General features: G+C 66.4%; 15 protein-coding genes. 10 read left to right on the forward strand and 5 right to left on the reverse strand.

What is annotated here, in order from left to right; all coding sequences use genetic code 11:
- Positions 1-72: 72 nt before the first annotated feature.
- From ACT53T_RS21750 to ACT53T_RS21765, 4 genes are all read left to right on the forward strand, one after another.
- A complete protein-coding gene (locus ACT53T_RS21750; protein ID WP_476162790.1) occupies positions 73-1,449 on the forward strand; it encodes a TldD/PmbA family protein in 1,377 nt (458 codons plus the stop codon).
- Positions 1,446-2,741, forward strand: coding sequence for a TldD/PmbA family protein (locus tag ACT53T_RS21755; RefSeq protein ID WP_476162791.1), 1,296 nt, complete (start codon positions 1,446-1,448; stop codon positions 2,739-2,741). Before ACT53T_RS21750 ends, ACT53T_RS21755 begins: the two co-directional genes overlap by 4 nt.
- A 34-nt stretch (positions 2,742-2,775) precedes the next feature.
- Positions 2,776-3,300 (forward strand): signal peptidase II, encoded by a 525-nt coding sequence (gene lspA / locus ACT53T_RS21760; RefSeq protein ID WP_476162792.1) that lies wholly within the window; start codon positions 2,776-2,778, stop codon positions 3,298-3,300.
- Between the two features lie 135 nt (positions 3,301-3,435).
- On the forward strand, positions 3,436-4,053 hold the full coding sequence (locus ACT53T_RS21765; RefSeq protein WP_476162793.1) for a hypothetical protein: 618 nt from the start codon (positions 3,436-3,438) through the stop codon (positions 4,051-4,053).
- A gap of 24 nt (positions 4,054-4,077) precedes the next feature.
- On the opposite strand, the gene ACT53T_RS21770 is transcribed toward ACT53T_RS21765, so the two are convergent.
- Complete coding sequence (locus ACT53T_RS21770; RefSeq protein WP_476162794.1) at positions 4,078-4,818, reverse strand: carbonic anhydrase; 741 nt, start codon at positions 4,816-4,818, stop codon at positions 4,078-4,080.
- 374 nt (positions 4,819-5,192) lie between these two features.
- Here ACT53T_RS21770 and ACT53T_RS21775 point away from each other — a divergent pair, with 374 nt between their 5' ends.
- Entirely contained in the window at positions 5,193-6,596 is a 1,404-nt protein-coding gene (locus ACT53T_RS21775) for a M16 family metallopeptidase (protein ID WP_476162795.1), read from the forward strand.
- 17 nt (positions 6,597-6,613) lie between these two features.
- Complete coding sequence (locus tag ACT53T_RS21780) at positions 6,614-7,894, forward strand: M16 family metallopeptidase (protein ID WP_476162796.1); 1,281 nt, start codon at positions 6,614-6,616, stop codon at positions 7,892-7,894.
- 603 nt (positions 7,895-8,497) lie between these two features.
- Here ACT53T_RS21780 and ACT53T_RS21785 read toward each other — a convergent pair.
- Both ACT53T_RS21785 and ACT53T_RS21790 read right to left on the reverse strand, forming a co-directional pair.
- A complete protein-coding gene (locus tag ACT53T_RS21785; protein WP_476162797.1) occupies positions 8,498-9,652 on the reverse strand; it encodes a sensor histidine kinase in 1,155 nt (384 codons plus the stop codon).
- A 352-nt stretch (positions 9,653-10,004) separates the two neighbouring features.
- On the reverse strand, positions 10,005-10,682 hold the full coding sequence (locus ACT53T_RS21790) for a response regulator transcription factor (protein ID WP_476162798.1): 678 nt from the start codon (positions 10,680-10,682) through the stop codon (positions 10,005-10,007).
- 513 nt (positions 10,683-11,195) lie between these two features.
- Between ACT53T_RS21790 and ACT53T_RS21795 the strand changes: the two genes are divergently transcribed.
- The gene (locus tag ACT53T_RS21795; RefSeq protein WP_476162799.1) at positions 11,196-11,486 is read left to right on the forward strand and encodes a hypothetical protein; all 291 of its coding nucleotides are present in this window, start codon (positions 11,196-11,198) and stop codon (positions 11,484-11,486) included.
- A gap of 7 nt (positions 11,487-11,493) precedes the next feature.
- Here the strand turns inward: ACT53T_RS21795 and ACT53T_RS21800 are convergent, their stop codons facing one another.
- Positions 11,494-12,753 (reverse strand): NupC/NupG family nucleoside CNT transporter, encoded by a 1,260-nt coding sequence (locus ACT53T_RS21800; RefSeq protein WP_476162800.1) that lies wholly within the window; start codon positions 12,751-12,753, stop codon positions 11,494-11,496.
- A gap of 212 nt (positions 12,754-12,965) precedes the next feature.
- Between ACT53T_RS21800 and ACT53T_RS21805 the strand changes: the two genes are divergently transcribed.
- Entirely contained in the window at positions 12,966-13,118 is a 153-nt protein-coding gene (locus ACT53T_RS21805; RefSeq protein ID WP_476162801.1) for a hypothetical protein, read from the forward strand.
- A 131-nt stretch (positions 13,119-13,249) separates the two neighbouring features.
- Here the strand turns inward: ACT53T_RS21805 and ACT53T_RS21810 are convergent, their stop codons facing one another.
- Positions 13,250-14,962, reverse strand: a complete 1,713-nt coding sequence (locus ACT53T_RS21810) for an adenylate/guanylate cyclase domain-containing protein (protein WP_476162802.1) — start codon at positions 14,960-14,962, stop codon at positions 13,250-13,252.
- A 50-nt stretch (positions 14,963-15,012) separates the two neighbouring features.
- Between ACT53T_RS21810 and ACT53T_RS21815 the strand changes: the two genes are divergently transcribed.
- Together ACT53T_RS21815 and ACT53T_RS21820 are read left to right on the forward strand one after the other, a co-directional pair.
- Positions 15,013-15,702, forward strand: a complete 690-nt coding sequence (locus ACT53T_RS21815; RefSeq protein ID WP_026191552.1) for a Crp/Fnr family transcriptional regulator — start codon at positions 15,013-15,015, stop codon at positions 15,700-15,702.
- A 104-nt stretch (positions 15,703-15,806) separates the two neighbouring features.
- Positions 15,807-16,958 (forward strand): FIST signal transduction protein, encoded by a 1,152-nt coding sequence (locus ACT53T_RS21820; protein ID WP_476162803.1) that lies wholly within the window; start codon positions 15,807-15,809, stop codon positions 16,956-16,958.
- Positions 16,959-16,969: the final 11 nt, after the last annotated feature.

The following is a 16,969-nucleotide window of genomic DNA, read 5'->3' on the forward strand; positions in this document are numbered from 1 at the left end:
CCGTCATTCCACTCGCTGACTTGTTCCGCTATATTGCCGCCAGAAGCTCATTTTACCCGAAAGGCCGCGAACATGCTCGACCGGCTCGTCGCGCGCGCGGCGCAATTGCCCGCCTATGGGGAATTACGCTGGCACGCCAATCATTCCTCGCGCATCATGATGCGCAAAGGCGTGCTGCTCGCCAATGGACGCTCGCGCGACAGCGGCCTCTCGGCGCGGCTCTATCATAACGGCGCCTTCGGCTTCGCCGCCGCGCCCGGCGATGACGAGGCCAGCCTCACCGCCGTCATCGCCACGGCGCGAGACAATGCCGAATTCGCCGGCGGCCACGCCGCGAGCGGCGCGCTCTCCACAGCGGCGGGAAGCGGAAGCTATGATTATCGCAGCAAGCGCGCGCCGCTCTCGGCGGAAGAGCGCGTCGATATCGTGCGCCGGCTCGACGAGGCGATCCGCGCCCGCTATCCGGGCCTCGTCAATGTCGACATCTCGCTGTCCAGCCATGCGAGCGAGAAGATCCTCGCCAATAGCGACGGCGCGGCGACCTGTTCCTTCGTGCCGCGCGCGGCGCTGGTCGTCTCGATGAGCGTCGCCGCCAATGACGGAATCGTCGAGCTCTATGACATTCTCGGCGGCTTCGGCGAGATAGAGGACCAGTCCTTCGACGAGGCGACGCTCGCGCCCTGGCTCGAGGATCTGCACGAGAATTTGCGTCGCAAGGCCGAGGGCGGACAATGCGAGGCCGGCGATCACGATGTCGTGCTCGACGCGGCGCTCGCCGGCATTCTCGCCCATGAGGCGATCGGCCATACTTGCGAGGCCGATCTCGTGCTCGCGGGCTCGGTCGCCGGCGATCATCTCGGCGAGCTCGTCGCGAGCGAGAAGATCACGCTCGGCGATTATGGCGGACGCGGGCCGGACGGCAAATCCTCCTTCGCCATTCATGTCGATGACGAAGGCACGCCCTGCCGCGACGTGGCGATCATAGAGAATGGCGTGCTGAAAAACTTTCTGCACAATAAGCGCACCGCGCAAATGCTGGGCGCGGAGCCGGCCGGCAATGCGCGCGCCTTCTCTTTTCAGGACGAGCCGCTGGTGCGCATGCGCAACACATGCATCGCCAAGGGAAACGACAAGCTCTCCGACATGATCGGCGCCATAGAGCGCGGCTATTATCTGAAGCGCTCCACCAATGGGCAGGCGGACGCGACGAGCGAATTCATGTTCGGCGTCAATTGCGGCTATGAGATTCGTGACGGCAAGCTCGGCCGCGCCATTCGCGACACCACCATCTCCGGCGTCGCCTTCGACATGCTGAAGAGCGTCACCCATGTGGGCGATGATTTCCGCTGGGCGGCGGGCGGCGGCTGGTGCGGCAAGAAGCAGCCGATCGCCGTCGGCATGGGCGGCCCTTCGATCAAATGCCGCGTCACTCTGGGAGGACGCGGATGAGCGCGCCGACGGACGACTTCCTCGACCATATTCTCGCGAGGGCGAAAGACGCCGGCGCCACGGCGGCGCAGGCGATCCGCAGCCGCACGCGCTATTTCGAGATCGAGTTCGATCATCGCAGCGTCGATCTCGTGCGCTCCACCGAGAATGAGACGACGACGATCACGCTCTTTCGCGACGGCAAGCGCGGCGGCGCGACGCTCAACGGGCGGCGGCCGGAGGAGGTGGAGGCGGCGATCGCCGCCGCGGCGACGGCGGCCGAGGCGGGCGTCGCCGATCCCGCCAATGGAATAGCGGAGGGGCCTTCGCTGCCGCCGGGCGACCACGGCCCCGCCGAGCCGGACCGCGCCGCCATGCGCGCGCAGGTCGATGAATTTCTGGCGAGCCTGCCCGCGCGCCATCCGCTGCTGCGGCTGCGCGACAGCCTCTACACTTTCACCGACCAAGAGACGGAATTCGCCAATTCGAACGGGCTGCGCCAGCGCGAGCGGCGCGGCGATCACGGCTTTCGCGCCATGTTCATGGCCAAGGACGGGGCGCTCACCACATCTTTCAACGCGGTGGGGGGAAGGTCCTTCGGGCCTTTCGCCTCGCTCTATGACGCCGCCGGCGTCGGGCGGCTGATGGCCGAATGCGAGCGCTCTCTGGAGCGCCGGCCGGTCACGGGAAAATTCATCGGCGATGTGATCGTCACGCCGCACTGCCTCACGGGGCTGATGCCTTCCATCGCCGGCGCGCTGTCCGGCCCGGCGCTGCTCGCCGGCTCCTCGCCGTTCAAGGACAAGCGCGGCGAGAAGATCGCGAGCCCTTTGTTCTCGCTCGACAACGCGCCGCGCTCCGCGGATTTCTCAGAAGGCTCGGATTTCGACGAATTCGGCGTGCCGACGCGCGATCTGCCGATCATAGAGAATGGCGTGCTGAAGGATTTTTACGTCGGCTATTTCTTCTCGCGCAAGCTCGGCATGGCGCAGACGGCGGGCGTGCGCAACAGCCGCGTGCGGCCGGGCGAGACCAGCCTTTCCGATATGATCGCCGGGGTGAAGCGCGGAATCTTGTTCTCGCGCTTCTCCGGCGGCGCGCCCAATGACAATCTGGATTTTTCTGGAATCGCCAAAAACTCGTTCTATATCGAGAATGGCGAGCTGCGGCACGCCCTGAACGAGACCATGGTGAGCGGGAATTTCCAACAATTGCTGCAAGACATTCACGCCGTCTCGAAAGAGGTCGTGAATTTCGGCGATTGCGCCTATCCCTTCATCGCCGCCTCGGGCGTGACCATTTCGTCGAAATGACGCGCCGGCGCCCGCCGGCGGCTGGAGAAACTGCTTGATCTGTCGCGCCTGCCTTTCCCGCCCTCGCTTCTTCGGCCTCGTCGCGGTCGTTCTCGCCCTGGCGCTCGACCAGGCGCATAAATTCTGGATGCTGAACGTCTTCGACATCGGCCTGCGCCAGCCGATCCGGCTCACCTCCTTTCTCGATCTCGTGCTGTCGTGGAATTTCGGCGTCTCCTATTCGCTGCTCTCCTCGCAGACCGAGCCGACGCGGGCGCTGCTCGTCGCCTTTCAATTGTCGATCGTCGGCTGTCTCTCCTATTGGCTGTGGCGGGCGCCGCGGCGGCTCACCGCGGCGGCGCTCGGCCTGGTGGTGGGCGGGGCGCTGGGCAATGTCGCGGATCGGCTGACGCGCGGCGCGGTGGCGGATTTCTTCTTCTTCCACACGGCCCTGCCGGTGGGGCCGCTGGCCAATTACGTATTCAATGTCGCCGACGCCGCGATTTTTCTCGGCGTCGTCCTGCTGCTGCTGGAGAGCCTCAACAGCGGCGCCGCGCGGCCGACTCCGGCGGCCGGGTAGATCTCGCGATGATTTCGGCTGGCCCGGAGCCTCACACGCCTCTAAAATGCCGTTAAGCTGGCCGTAACAATTCGGCTCGTTTGGAATCGCGCGCGCTCCGGGACCGGGCCGCGCCCATGGGAGGAGATCTGGGCGATGAAACGGGCGACAGCCTCTCTGCGTCTTACGCCGGCATGCGTCGGGCTCGCGCTCGTGTTTCTCGGCGGAACGGGCGTCGTCCCGGCCGCGGCCTATGACGACAAATCGACGCTCACCTCGGTGCTCGGCTTCATCGGCGTCTATTCCGACGAGGACGAGAGCCAGAAGATCGTCTTCCGCGAGCACCCCAAGCTGGTCGTGCCGCCCAATCGCCAGGGGCTCCCCTCGCCGCAGGCGGAGAGCGAGCGCCCCGCCTCCTGGCCGGTGGATCAGGAGATCGCGCGCCGCAAAGGAACGCCCGCGCCGGCGCGCCAGCCCGGCCTCAACGAGAATCCCAATGTCGCCGGCTCCAAGAATGGCGAAGGCCCGCGCAAATGTCTCGTCGCCGCCTCGGACGGACATTGCACCATCACCACAGACGCGGACGAGCCGGGCGCCGCCGGCGGCCCGAAGACGCGCGGCGCCGGCGAGGCCTCGACCCGCTCCTATCTGACCGAGCCGCCGCAGGCCTATCGCCAGAAGGTGGCGGGCGGCAAAGGCATGAAGGAACCCGAGGAAAAGCCCGGCTGGACCAATCCGATCGGCATGATCGGCAGCCTTTTCGGCGGCTCCTGAGCCGCCGATCGGGCGCCCCGCCGCTCAGCCGCCGCTCAGCACGATGCGGCGATGCGTCGGCTGCAGCGGGCGGGCGTTCATCGGGAACAGCGTCTTGAAGGCGTCTATGTCCGCCTGCGCCACCGTCACCGGCTCGGCGAAGACATTCCAATGCACCACTTCCGAGCAGGGCGGCGTCGTCAGCGAGCCCTCGTAGCGGAAGAGCTTCTTCCCCTTGGGCAGCAGAGCGGAGGCGTCGATCGGCGCCTTCGGCGCGGCCTTGCCTTCCTCCTTCGGCGCAGCGGCCATCACCGCGGAAAACGCCTTGTTGGGCGCGCCGGCGACGAGGAAGGAGCCGACCACCAGAAGATCGCCATTGTCCCCGGCATGGACGAAATGCGCCTCCATGGCGAGGCGCTTGCCGCCGAGCGCATGCTCGCTCGGCGTATGGAAATGGAACTGTTTCAGCTCGAACTTGCGTCCGTCGAGCTCGGCGACGCCGCTCCCGGCAGCAGCGTTGGCCTGGATCGTATGGCCATTGTTGACGATCTCGAAAGCCTTCGGCTTCCAGCCGAGCTTGGGCGGACGAATGTCGGCTTTGACCGCATCGACGAGGTCGATCGGCGATTGCTCCCCGCCGAGCGTGCAGGCCTTGGCCGCCTCGTCATGCGCGCCCCAATGCTGGGGATCGTCATAGGTCCAATGCGCCCCCTCGGCGCGGGCCGCGGCGGCGCAGAGCGGGCAGGCCGCGAGGCCGGCCAGAAACGAACGTCGTGTGAAAGCCATGCGATTCCCCCCATTTGACGCATCGGTCGCGGCGCCTTGGCCGCCGCGCCGTCGAATTTCGACGATTCGGGAAAAGATGATGCCCGAGAGCTTCAGCTGCGGCAACGCCGGCCCGGCGGCGCAACCCGTTTACCATTCGTCGACGAAGCGGCGCGAGGCAGGGCCGCTTTCGCCCTGCAGGCCGGGCCGCGGCGCGCGCGGCGCCTGACATGCCTCGCATTCGCGCTTATATAGATCGAATGCTTCCGTCGAAGCGTCCGGGGAAAGCCCGCGGCCGAACTGGCGCCGAATTCTCTTGGCCGAATTCAAAACTGGCCGGATTCTCTCGGCCGGGCCGGCGAGCGCCGGACGCGCTATAGCGAGGAAAGATTATCATGCCGATGACACAGCCGGGGGCCGAGGCGATCGCGGCCGATCACGCCGCCAGCTCCGCCTCCGCCAAGATCGACGCGCGCGCCGGAGCCGCCAAAAGCGAGAGCGCCGCCGCCGGGGTCGTCCATTCGCGCCTCGCCAATGGGATGGAGATCGTCGTCATCGCCGACCGCCGCGCGCCGGTCGTCACCCATATGGTCTGGTATCGCAACGGCTCCGCCGACGATCCGCTCGGCAAGTCGGGAATCGCGCATTTCCTCGAGCATCTGATGTTCAAGGGCACGCACGCGCATCCGCAGGGCGAGTTCTCCAATCTCGTCTCCGAGCTCGGCGGCCAGGAGAACGCCTTCACCAGCTATGACTACACGGCCTATTTCCAGCGCATCGGCAAGGAGCACCTCGGCACGCTGATGGAGTTCGAGGCCGATCGCATGACCAATCTCGTGCTGTCCGACGAGGTGGTAGGGCCGGAGCGCGAGGTGGTGCTCGAGGAGCGCCGCATGCGCACCGAGAACGACCCTTCCGCCCAGCTCGACGAGGCGGTGCAGGCGGCGCTGTTCCCGCACCACCCCTATGGCACGCCGATCATCGGCTGGGGCCATGAGATCGAGACGCTCGGCCGCGAGGACGCGCTGCATTATTATCGTCGCTTCTACACGCCGGAGAACGCCATACTCATCGTCGCCGGCGACGTCGATTTCGAGACCGTGCGCGAGCTGGCCGAGAAGAGCTATGGCCGCATTCCCGCGCGCGACGACGCGCCGAGCCGCAAGCGCCCGCGTGAGCCGGAGCCGCGCGCCCATCGCCTGGTGACGCTCGCGGACGAGAAGGTCGAGCAGCCGACGCATGAGCGCGTTTTCCTCGTGCCGTCCTACACGACCGGCGCGCCCGGCGAGGCGGAGACGCTGGAAGTTCTCGGCCATGTGCTGGGCGGCGGGCCGTCGAGCGTGCTGTATGATTCTCTCGTGGTGGAGCGAAAGCTCGCCGTCAACGCCGGGGCCTATTACATGGGCTCGGCGCTGGACGACACGCGCTTTTGGGTCTTCGCCACGCCGGCGCCCGGCGTCTCGCTGCAGCAGCTGGACGACGCCATCGGCGCGGTGATCGACAAATTCGCCGCCGCCGAGATCGCCGAAGCCGATTTGAAGCGCGCCAAGAATCGCCTCATCGCCGAGGCGGTCTATGCGCAGGACAGCCAAGTCTCGCTCGCCCGCTGGTATGGCGAATCGCTGGCCACCGGCCTCGCGGTGGAGGATGTCGCGGCCTGGCCGGACCGCATCGACGCGGTCTCGGCCGCCGACCTCGCCGCCGCGGCCCGCAAATGGCTGCAGAAGCGCCGGGCCGTCACCGGCTTCCTCGAATCCGAGGCCGAGGATGAAGCCAAAGACGCCGAGCTCGCCGCCTGACATCGGAGCGTAAATCAATGACAGCCCACGCCATCGCGCCTGCGCGCAGCCGCGCCGAGACCATTCAGCGCGTCGTCACGCCCGGCGGGATCGAAGCCTGGCTCGTCGAGAGCTACGCGGTTCCGCTCGTCGCGCTCGAATTCGCCATGCGCGGCGGCGCTTCCCAGGACCCGGCCGGCAAGGCGGGTCTCGCGACGCTGCTCGCCGGACTGCTCGACGAGGGCGCCGGGCCCTATGACGCCCGCGCCTTCCACCTCGCCATAGAGGATCTGGCGATCCGGCTCGGCTTCGGCTGCGACCGCGACGCCATCTCCGGCCATATGCAGACGCTCTCCCGCAACAGCGACGAGGCGTTCGAGCTGCTGCGCGTCGCGCTCTGCGAGCCGCGGCTCGAGCAACAGGCGATCGACCGCGTGCGCGGCCAGATCGCCGCCGGGCTGAAGCGCGACGCCAATGATCCCGATGCGCTGGTCGCCAGAGCCTTCCGCGAAGCGGCCTTCCCCGACCATCCCTATGGACGGCCGGTGCGCGGCGATCTCGACAGTCTCGAAAATCTGACGCGCGACGATCTCGACGCGCTGCGGACCCGCCTGCTGGCGCGCAGCGATCTGAAAATCGCCGTCGTCGGCGCCATAGACGCGGCGACGCTCGCCGCCAAGCTGGACGCGATCTTCGGCGCCCTGCCGGCGCAGAGCCTTCTCACCCCCGTGCCCGCGATCGACATTCACGCGCTCGGCGAGCGCCGCATCATCGATCTCGACGTGCCGCAATCGGCGATCCGCTTCGGCCGTCCCGGCATGCAGCGGCACGATCCCGATTATTTCGGCGCCGTGGTGGTCAACCACATCCTCGGCGGCGGCGTCTTCACGGCGCGGCTGTTCAACGAGGTGCGCGAGAAACGCGGTCTCGCCTATTCGGTCTATTCGCATCTCAACGAATATGACAAATGCGCCATGCTGGTCGGCGGCGCGGCGACGAAGAACGAGCGCGCCCGTGAATCGCTGGAGGTGATCCAGGCCCAATTCGCCGATCTCGCCAATGAGGGGCCGAGCGCGGACGAGCTCGACAAGGCGAAGAAATATCTGACCGGCTCCTATGCGCTGCGCTTCGACACGTCGACGAAGATCGCCGGCCAGCTGGTCAATCTCCAGCTCGACGGATTCGCGCCCTCCTATCTCGACGAGCGCAATGGCCGCATCGATTCGGTGACGCTGGACGACGCCCGCCGCGTGGCCAAGCGCCTGCTCGGCGACGGCGAGCTGCTGGTGTCGATCGCCGGACGTCCGCAGGGGCTCTGATCCGGCTTCGGGCGCGTTCGACCGATCCGAATTCCAATGCGAGGCGAAATTCGACAGCGCGATCCGGTCCAATGATCGGATCGCGCTGTCGAAAACATATGTCGCAGGGCGAGCCTTCGCGGCGCGCCACGAGCGATCATCTCGAGACGAGCCAATGATCTTCCGCAAAAGAAAACGGGCGCCGCAACCTGCGGCGCCCGACGGATCGTCATGAAAAAAGGGGTTCGGCAGACGCCGAACCCCTGCGCCGTTGCAAATTCCGTCGGGGAATAATTGATCCACTATTGATCGACTACTCTTCTTCTTTAGCGCGCTTCGATCGTAAAGGAAACAACCTAATATAGATCGCGAGCAGAAAGACCACGTCTGTGTCTCGTAGGTAACACTAGTACTTATACCATAGGGTGATTACTTTTAGTAGTATCGCTTGGTACTAATACTAAGCTCGCAATCGATAGCTTTTACTTTCAGCGGCTTGCCCTGGGAAGAAGATATGCTTCAGCGCAGCCGTGAGCCGCCTCTCGTTTCGAGGGGCGAAAGATTATGAGCATTTCCCGGTGACAGGCGAGCGGCCAGGGCCGGCTGCCCCCATTATCCACAGGCTCAGTCGGCCAGTGGGAGAGCGAGCCGAAAGGCGGAGCCGCCGCCATCCTCTTTCTGCGAGGAGAATCGCGCGACGTCGGCCGCGGCGGCGCGCGGATCGGGGCGCGGCGCGATAGCGGCGGCGCTCCCGTCGCGGATCTCCATGGCGATCTCGCCGTCCCGCTCCGATGTGACGACGATCAATTCGCGATGGGAAGAGGCGATCGCCGCCTCCGCGGCCGCGCGAAGGAGATCGATCACCTCCTCCTCTATCTGCGTCCGATCGCCGATCACGAGATCGCGCTCGGCGCGCAGACGCAGCTCGGCATGGACCGTCTCGCCGAGATCGAGACGGAGGGTCTCCCAGGCCTCGCGGATCAGCGGATGCAGCGCGATCTCGGTCGGCCCGCGCGCCTCATGCGCGAAAAGCTCGCGCCAATCGCCGATGAGCCGCGCGGCGCGATACAATTGCGCGCCGGCGCGGTCCATGGCGGCGAGCTGCTCCTCCGGCCGCGCGCCGCCGCCGAGCGTCGCGCGCCGACGCGCGGCCTGGAGATAGGCGGCGGCGGCCGTGAGCGGCTGATTGATCTCATGTGCGAAGCCGACCGCGCGCAGCTCCAGCCTCCGCAGCCGCTCCGACTGCCGGCGCAGCTCCTGCGCTTCGGCCGCATCCTGCGCGAAAGCCACGCCGCGCGCACCTTCCGCATCGAGCGCGACAAAACGGAGCCGCAGCCGCGTGCGCGCGCCGTCCTTGCGCACGAAATCCGTCTCGACGCTGGTCTCGACGGGCGCCCGGAGCCGCGTGGCAACCCGCCAGTCGATGCGGCCGGCGGCGAGATCGTCGCGCCCATAGCCTGTCGCGCGGAGAAATTCGTCATTGGCTTCCGTCACCTCGCCGCCGCCCTCCCAGCAGAAGGCGCCGACCGGCCCATTCGCCCAAAGCGCGCGCGCGCAAGCGTCGCCCGCGCAACAATCGGCCTCCTTCCCGGAGCGGAAACCAAAACGCCCGAGCAGAGCGAGCGCCGCCAGGGCGGCGGCCACCGCCAGCGCGGCCGCGAAATCGCCGAGGAGAGCCGTCAATTGCGTGGCGAAATCGAAAGACGCCGCGCCGACCTGCTCTCCGACCCAGTCGGCGGAGCCGTAGAGCGCCAGCGCCGTTATGGCCGCGAGCGCCACGCCGAATCCGGCCGGCCTATGCGCGGCGAATGCTCGGCGCCGAACAAGTGAATTCCAAAGGGCGCGAAGCCCGGCGGCGACCGCTGCGCCCCTTCGTCGCGGCGCGCCCGACGCCTCCCGAGAAAACCTCATGCTCGGCACAAGCAATTTCCGACAATCACAGAATGCGACGAGCGCAAGACTGACCCAGAAGATTTATTTTGGCAATCCGCCCGATCGACCCGCCAAATATGAAAAATTATCCTATCGCTCCATGACGTTCTGGCGACGCGACGCAAAGGCGCGAGATGGGCGACGAGCGCGCGCCGCAACCAGCGGAGGACGAGGCGCGCCGACGGCGCTCGCATGAGCGTCACTCCTCGGCGCTCCGAATGAGATAGCCTATGCCCCGCGCGGCGTGGATATCGGCGCGCGCGCCTTGGTTCTTCAGGCGCTGGCGCAGACGGTGGATCAGCATTTTCAGCGCGTCGACCTGATCGGCTCCCTGCGCGCCGTAAATCTCCTCGAGCAGATCGGCGCGCATCACCGCGAGACCGGCGCGGCGCATCAGCGCGCCGAGCAGGACGAGCTCCAGCCTGGGCGCCAGAAACTGCCGGCCATTGATGAAGCCCCTCTGCTCCCCGAGCTCGAAGCTGAGCGCTCCGATCTGCGCCGAGGGCGCCGCCTGCGGTCCGGGCCGGCGCAGAACGGCGCGAATGCGCGCCATCAGCTCCGCGGGATCGAAGGGCTTGGTGAGATAATCATCGGCGCCGGCGTCGAGCCCGTCGACCATCTCGTCTATGTCGCGCATGGCGGAGAGGATCAGCACGCGCATGTCGGGCCGGCTCGCGCGCACCGAGCGGATGATGGAGACGCCGTCGCCGTCCGGCAGCCGCCGATCCAGCAGCATCACGCCATATTCGACGGCCTCGATCGCCGCGCGGGCCTCGGCGATCGAGTCGGCGATATCCGCATCAAAGCCGGAATGGGCGAGCTTCTCCGCCAGCAGAGCGGCGATCTCCGCCTGATCTTCGACGATCAGCACACGCATCGGCGATTCCGTCGCCCCCATGAGCATTCTCGCGGCCTCCCCGGAGGAGCCGCCTCGCCTCTCATGGTATATCGCGTTACCAATATGTAAATATCATATTTTTACCAGAGAGAGCGACCTCCCATCGCGCCACATGATCGCACAAAGCTTTTCCATCGGGAGATAATGACCGCATAGGCGGCTGGATTTCCTATTTTTCCCGAACAATCCGCCCGTAGGCGTATTTTTCTATATGTCGAGGCCGTCGAGGCGCGCTCGACGGCCCTGTCTTTTTTCTGATTTGTTTCTGCATCGTTTTCCGCATTGAAATGGAACGCGAGGGCGTGTTCGGCGAGGAGCGTTCCTCCCGAAAAGCGCGGCTGCAAGGTAACGCTCTGCAGATTTCGGGAAGCGCTGAAGCAATAATCTTCCGCCCCGCGCCAGGGATAGGGCGCTCGGGCCGGCGGCGCCGTCGCGCTGTTTCAGCGTGAGCGAATCTGCTAGAGCTGCGCCGACAGAAAGGTTTCTTCCAAAATGGCGCGCATCTTTCTCCTCTCCCTCATCATGGCCGGGATCGTCTCGCTGACCGACGGCTTCGCCCCAAGGGCGGCGATGGCCGGGCCGAATGTGCCGCTGTGCCTCGCGATGCAGAACAATTACAATGAATGCGTGCGCCACGAGCGCGCGCGGGAGCGTCGTCGCTACGCGGAATATGAGGACGAATGGGGCCGTGGCCCGCACGGACACGGTTATGGGTACGGGCGCCGGCGCCACTCGGATTGCGGCGCCTGGCTCGTGCAGCTGAAGGCGCAGGGCTGCTTCTGAGCGGCCTTCAGCCGCCGATCAGCAGTCCCGTGGTCGTGGCGCTCATGCAGGTGGCCAGCGTGCCGGACAGAATGGAGCGCAAGCCGAGACGCGTGATCTCCGCGCGCCGGCCGGGCAGCATCACATTCAGGCCGCCGACGAGAATGCCCATGCTGCCGAAATTGGCGAAGCCGCAGAGCGCATAGGTGAGAATCAGCCGGCTGCGCGGCGACAGCGCCTCCGCGCCGAGCGCGCTCATGTCGCGATAGGCGACGAACTCGTTCACCACCGTCTTCGTCGCCATCAGCGCGGCGGCGGCCGGCGTCTCGCTCCAGGGCACGCCGATCAGCCAGACGATGGGGCGGAAGGCATAGGCGAAAGCGAGCTGCAGGCTCGGCGTCTCGCCGCCCAATTGCGGCAGACGCGCGAGCGCCATATTGGCGAGCGTCACCAGCGCGATCGTCGTCAATAGCATGCTGACGACGCCGACGAGCGGTCCGACTCCGTCGGAAACGCCTTTGACGATGGCGTCGAAGGCCCCTGTCGGCGGATTCTCCACGGCGAGCCGCGCTTCTGCATTGTCCTTATAGATATCCCAAGGCGACATGACCGCGGCGATTGCTATGGCGGCCGGCGTCGCGATCACCGAGGCGATGAGAATATGGCCGAGCGCATCCGGCAGGAAAGGCGCGACGAAGCCGGCGTAGATCACCATGACCGTGCCGGCGACGCCGGCCATTCCGCAGCTCATCAGCGCGAACAGCTCGCCGCGCGGCATGCGCGCGAGATAGGGGCGGATCAGCAGCGGCGCCTCGATCATGCCGACGAAGATGTGAACGGAGGCGCCCAGCGCCAGCGCTCCCGACAGCCCCATCGAGCGCCGCAGCAGAAAGGCGAAGCCGCCGGCCACGCGCTGCATCACGCCCCAATAGAAGAATAGCGAGGCCAGCGCCGAGATGGTCAGCACCATGGGTAGCGCCTTGAAGGCGAGAATGAAGCCGGCGCCCGGCGTCTTCTCCTCGAAAGGCGCGGGGCCGCCGCCGAGATAGCCGAAGACGAAGCCGGAGCCCGCCTCGGTCGCCTTCTGCAGCGCCTCCGCGGCGTCATTGGCGAGCAGCACGGCCTGCTTCGCCGGCGGAAAATGCGCGAGCGTCAGAGCCGCAGCGAATTGCAGCGCCAGCCCGCCAAAGACGACGCGCCAGGGAATGCGCCGACGATCCTCGCTGATCGCAAAGGCGATGAGCAGGAAGCAGAGAAAGGCGAGAAGGGAACGAGCGATATCCGCCATGGGGCTGCGTTTCTCCGATCGGCGCGGGAGGCCGCCGCGGCGATGCAATTTTCAGGTCCAGACGCATTCCGGCGCGACAGGCTTCGTCCATTCGGAGCGTTTTCCAAGCGACCTGTGGCCTTCGCCACATCCCTCGGGAGCGAGCCGAGCGACAGTTCGGAAGCGGGCGATGCTTTGCGACCGCGTTCCAACATCCATCCAGGGAGGATGACATGAAGCTCGATCTCTCCAATTTCCATTTTCTGGCCGGCCTCCGGGCGAAAGCTCTGACGCTGGTCATCGGCGTCGCGCTCGGCGCGATGGCGCTGTCGCTCGGCGGCTGCACCTGCACCGACGGCCAGGGATATGAGGTTGTCTGCCAATAGCCGAACGAAAGACCTCGACACGGCCGCCGTCCAGGCGACGGTCTCCGAATGCGGGCGAGCGAGGTGGCGCGAGAGAGAGGACGATCGGGCTCCCGCGCCTCCTTCTCCCTAAAGGGAGCGGGCGCATCGGCTCAGACGGGCGTCCGCTCGCCGGCGATCCAGCGCTCGAAATCGCCGAGCCCCTGGAACGGAAAGGCTCTGAGCGTATCCGCGCGGCCGCGTATCGGCGCGTCGAGGAAAGCGCGCGGCTGTGGCAGGCCGGCGGCGGCGCAGGTCTGAGCGGAGACGAGCGCCACGCAATTCTTCTCTTTCGTCAGCGATTCGAGCCGCGCGGCGATATTGCCGGTGTCGCCCAGAAACTGCAGCGACTGCCGGTCCGTCGGGCCGACGGCGCCGACGATGGCGAGCCCGCTGTGCAGGCCGACGCCGAAGGCGAGCGGCGCCTCGAGATCATCCGCGAAATCGCGGCTGACGCGGCGGATCGCGCGCCAGACGCCGCTCGCTGCGCGGAGCGCCGCGCGAGCGCCCTCGGCGGCGTCGCCGTCCAGCCGAAACAGGCTCATGACGCCATCGCCGGCGACGCTGGTCACATGGCCGCCCTCCGCCAATATGGCGTTGGTGGTCGCGCGAATATAGGAGTCGACGATATAGATCGCGTCATAGGGCAGGCGGTTGGCGGCGAGCTTCGTCGAGTCGCGCAGATCGACGAACATGGCCGTCACGAAGAGCTCGCGGCCCTGATCGAGAAGAACGCACAGGCCGTCGAGCGGGCTGTCGGCCGGCAGCATGGGATAGACGCCGATATCGCAGCTCGGCCGCGTCTGGCAGGCGAGGCGCACGCCCTCCGGCGCGCCGATCTGCGCCAATGTGGCGCGCTCCGCCGGGCCGGGCGGCGGCAGCTCCGACGCGCCATAGAGCACGCGAATGCGGCAGGTGGAGCAGCGCGCGCGCCCGCCACAGACGGAGGCGTGCGGAATGCCCTTGAAGCGGCTGGCCTCGAGCACGGAAAAGCCGAAAGGCGCGCGAATGCTGCGGCCGTCGCGATAGTCTATGCGCACCGTGTCGAACATGCGCTCGCGCATGTTACGCAAGGCGCGCAGCAGCAGGACGATTGCGAGCAGCGCGAGGTAGGATATCTGCAGATAGAAGATGATCGACGCGAGCATCGCCGGCACATGCGCATGCGGCGATCCTTTCGCCGGCGGCCCATGCGCCTCTATCACCGCCTCGTCCATATAGGCGCGCAGGATCAGCTCCCAGCCGGAGTTGAGCAGCCCCGCTATGGCGAGAACGGGCAGAGCGAGCGCGAGAAGAAGAAACAGAATCGCGCGGCGGCGATACCAATCGCGATAGCGCAGCCACATGTGAATGCCGATGCAGCCATGCGACCAGATGAGGACCATGAGCAGAAATTGCCGCGGCAGGCCGAAGGTCGGATCGCTGATCCAGAAGTGATAGAGAATGCGAAAATAAGAATCTTCCAAGCCGAAGGCGAGCACGGCGACGCGCGTGTCGGTGACATGCGGCGCGAGCAGCAGCGGAATGGTGAGGCCGAGGCCGAGCTGCCAGGCCTCTATCGCCGGCATGCGCAAATGCCGCCGGCGATAGAGCGCAAACAGGCCGAGCGACATGTGAACGGTGAAGCAGAAGAGCAGCAGAGCGACGCCGAAGCTGCTGCGCCAGGGCGCGAGAATGACGCCATGGCCAATAGCCTGGAGATTGTCGAGAAAGAGCAGGCCGGTCGCGTGAGAAATGAAATGACAGGCCGCATAGGTGAAGAGCGTGAGCCCCGTGGCGAGGCGCGTGCGGCGCTCCAAATCGAAGTTGACACTCCAAAGCGACATGGACCATCCTTTGAAACGCTGACAAGACGAATTTTTCAGGAACGCGGGGCATGATACGAAAAAACCAGACGCTTGCACGCGTTAGTTTGTTCCGCTCGCTTTCCAAGGAGGAGATCGCGCAGCTCGACGCGCGCTGCGTTTGGCGCCGCGCCCAGGAAAAGGAATGCATCCTCAATTATAAGGACGACACTGCGGATATCTACTTCGTCGCCTATGGCGATGTGCGCGTGTCGATCCAGAGCGTCGCCGGCAAGGATCTGATGCTGCGCGTCATCAAGGAGGGCGAGTTTTTCGGCGAGCTCTCCGCGCTCGACGGCAAGCCGCGCTCTGCGGCGATCCATGCGATAACCGACACGGTGATCGCGCGCATGAGCCCGGCGATCTTCCGCGAGGTGATTCATCGCTATCCCAATGTCTGCGATCAGGTGCTCGAGACACTGACCGGCGAGGTGCGCCGCCTCACCACGCGGGTCAATGAATTCACCAATCTCGACGTGCGCGGGCGCATTCACGCGGAATTGCTGCGGCTGGCGCGCAGCGATAGCGGCGGCGAGAATCGCGGCGTGATCTCGCCCGTCCCCACCCATGCGGAGATCGCCGCCCGCGTCAGCACGCATCGCGAGGCGGTGACGCGCGAGCTGAACCGGCTCGAGCGGGCGGGACTGCTGGAGCGCCGCCGCGGCGCCTTCGTGCTGCTCGATCTCGCCGAGCTCTCCGCCTCCGTCGAGGCGGCGAGGTAAGAGCGGCTCCTTCGAGACGCGGCCTACGGCCGCTCCTCAGGATGAGGAAGGCATCCCCGCGGCACGGTCGTTGCTACCCGCGCAAGGACGCGAGGGAAGAGACCATGAGCAAGTTCATTTACGCCCATGCCGGCGACGCCGACTGGAAGAGCGCCTTGGCCTCCTGCCTGGAGCAGATCGAACGACAACGGGCCGACGCGCCCGCGCCCAATCTCGGCTGGTGCTATCTCACCGACTATTTCACCCAGGCGGCGAGCGATATTTTGGCGGCGCTGCGCGCGCGCCTGCCCGGCGTTCATTTCGTCGGGACGGTGGGGGTCGGCGTCGGCGCCGAGGCGGTGGAGTATTTCGACGCGCCGGGCCTCGCGATCATGCTGGCCGATCTGCCCGCCGAGGCTTTTGCGCTGTTCTCCTCTCTCGAGGCGCTGGAGGGGACGCCCGAGGGCTTCGAGCCCTTCACCGCGCTGGTCCACGCCAGCGGCGGCACGCCCGATCTGCAAGCCAAGCTGGAAGCCGCGAGCGCCAAGCTCACCACCGGCTATCAGTTCGGCGGCCTCTCCTCGGCGCGCAACAAGGCGCTGTGCATCGCGGACGAGGTTTTGGCGGGCGGCTTCACCGGCGTCGCCTTCGGGCCGCAGGCGACCGTGTTCTCGCGCGTGACGCAAGGCTGCCAGCCGATCGGCCCGCTGCGGACCGTCACGCGCGCGCAGGGCAATTACCTCGTGACCTTGGACGAGAAGCGCGCGCTCGACTGCGTGCTCGAGGATATGGGGCATACGCTCGACATAGACGACGCCGCGCTGCGGCTCGAGCTGGCGCAGACTCTGGCCGGAATCGTCGCCACTGGCGAGGACGCCTCCGCCAAGCCCGGCCAGTTCGGCGCCAATACGGAAGTGCGGCACATTGTCGGCGTCGGCCGCAAGGGCGGGCTGCTGATGATCGCCGAGCAGCTCGAGGACGGCATGCGGCTCGCCTTCTGCAAGCGCAACGCCGAGGCGGCCAAGCATGATCTGCTCCGCATCGTGGCGGAGGTGCGCGCGCAGGCGGAGGCCGCGGGCGGCATGAGAGGCGCGCTCTATATCAGCTGCTCGGGGCGCGGCGGCCCGCATTTCGGCGAGCCCAACGCGGAATTCCGCATGGTTCACGAGGCGCTGGGCGGCGAGACGCCCTTGATCGGCTTTTTCGCCGGCGGCGAGATCGCCCGACATCATCTCTACGGCTATACTGGCGTGCTGACGGTTTTCGCCGGAGCCTGAGAAAGAGGAAG

This window comes from Methylosinus sp. DMC45 (assembly GCF_056313885.1).

Excerpts from the sequence above, each read along its gene's own strand:
- ACT53T_RS21775 (WP_476162795.1), top strand. The coding sequence starts at position 5,193 with ATGCCGATGACACAGCCGGGGGCCGAGGCGATCGCGGCCGATCACGCC.
- ACT53T_RS21770 (WP_476162794.1), bottom strand. The coding sequence starts at position 4,818 with ATGGCTTTCACACGACGTTCGTTTCTGGCCGGCCTCGCGGCCTGCCCG.
- ACT53T_RS21765 (WP_476162793.1), top strand. The coding sequence starts at position 3,436 with ATGAAACGGGCGACAGCCTCTCTGCGTCTTACGCCGGCATGCGTCGGG.
- ACT53T_RS21790 (WP_476162798.1), bottom strand. The coding sequence starts at position 10,682 with ATGCGTGTGCTGATCGTCGAAGATCAGGCGGAGATCGCCGCTCTGCTG.
- ACT53T_RS21755 (WP_476162791.1), top strand. The coding sequence starts at position 1,446 with ATGAGCGCGCCGACGGACGACTTCCTCGACCATATTCTCGCGAGGGCG.
- ACT53T_RS21780 (WP_476162796.1), top strand. The coding sequence starts at position 6,614 with ATGACAGCCCACGCCATCGCGCCTGCGCGCAGCCGCGCCGAGACCATT.
- ACT53T_RS21810 (WP_476162802.1), bottom strand. The coding sequence starts at position 14,962 with ATGTCGCTTTGGAGTGTCAACTTCGATTTGGAGCGCCGCACGCGCCTC.
- ACT53T_RS21820 (WP_476162803.1), top strand. The coding sequence starts at position 15,807 with ATGAGCAAGTTCATTTACGCCCATGCCGGCGACGCCGACTGGAAGAGC.
- ACT53T_RS21795 (WP_476162799.1), top strand. The coding sequence starts at position 11,196 with ATGGCGCGCATCTTTCTCCTCTCCCTCATCATGGCCGGGATCGTCTCG.
- ACT53T_RS21815 (WP_026191552.1), top strand. The coding sequence starts at position 15,013 with ATGATACGAAAAAACCAGACGCTTGCACGCGTTAGTTTGTTCCGCTCG.
- ACT53T_RS21800 (WP_476162800.1), bottom strand. The coding sequence starts at position 12,753 with ATGGCGGATATCGCTCGTTCCCTTCTCGCCTTTCTCTGCTTCCTGCTC.
- ACT53T_RS21750 (WP_476162790.1), top strand. The coding sequence starts at position 73 with ATGCTCGACCGGCTCGTCGCGCGCGCGGCGCAATTGCCCGCCTATGGG.
- ACT53T_RS21805 (WP_476162801.1), top strand. The coding sequence starts at position 12,966 with ATGAAGCTCGATCTCTCCAATTTCCATTTTCTGGCCGGCCTCCGGGCG.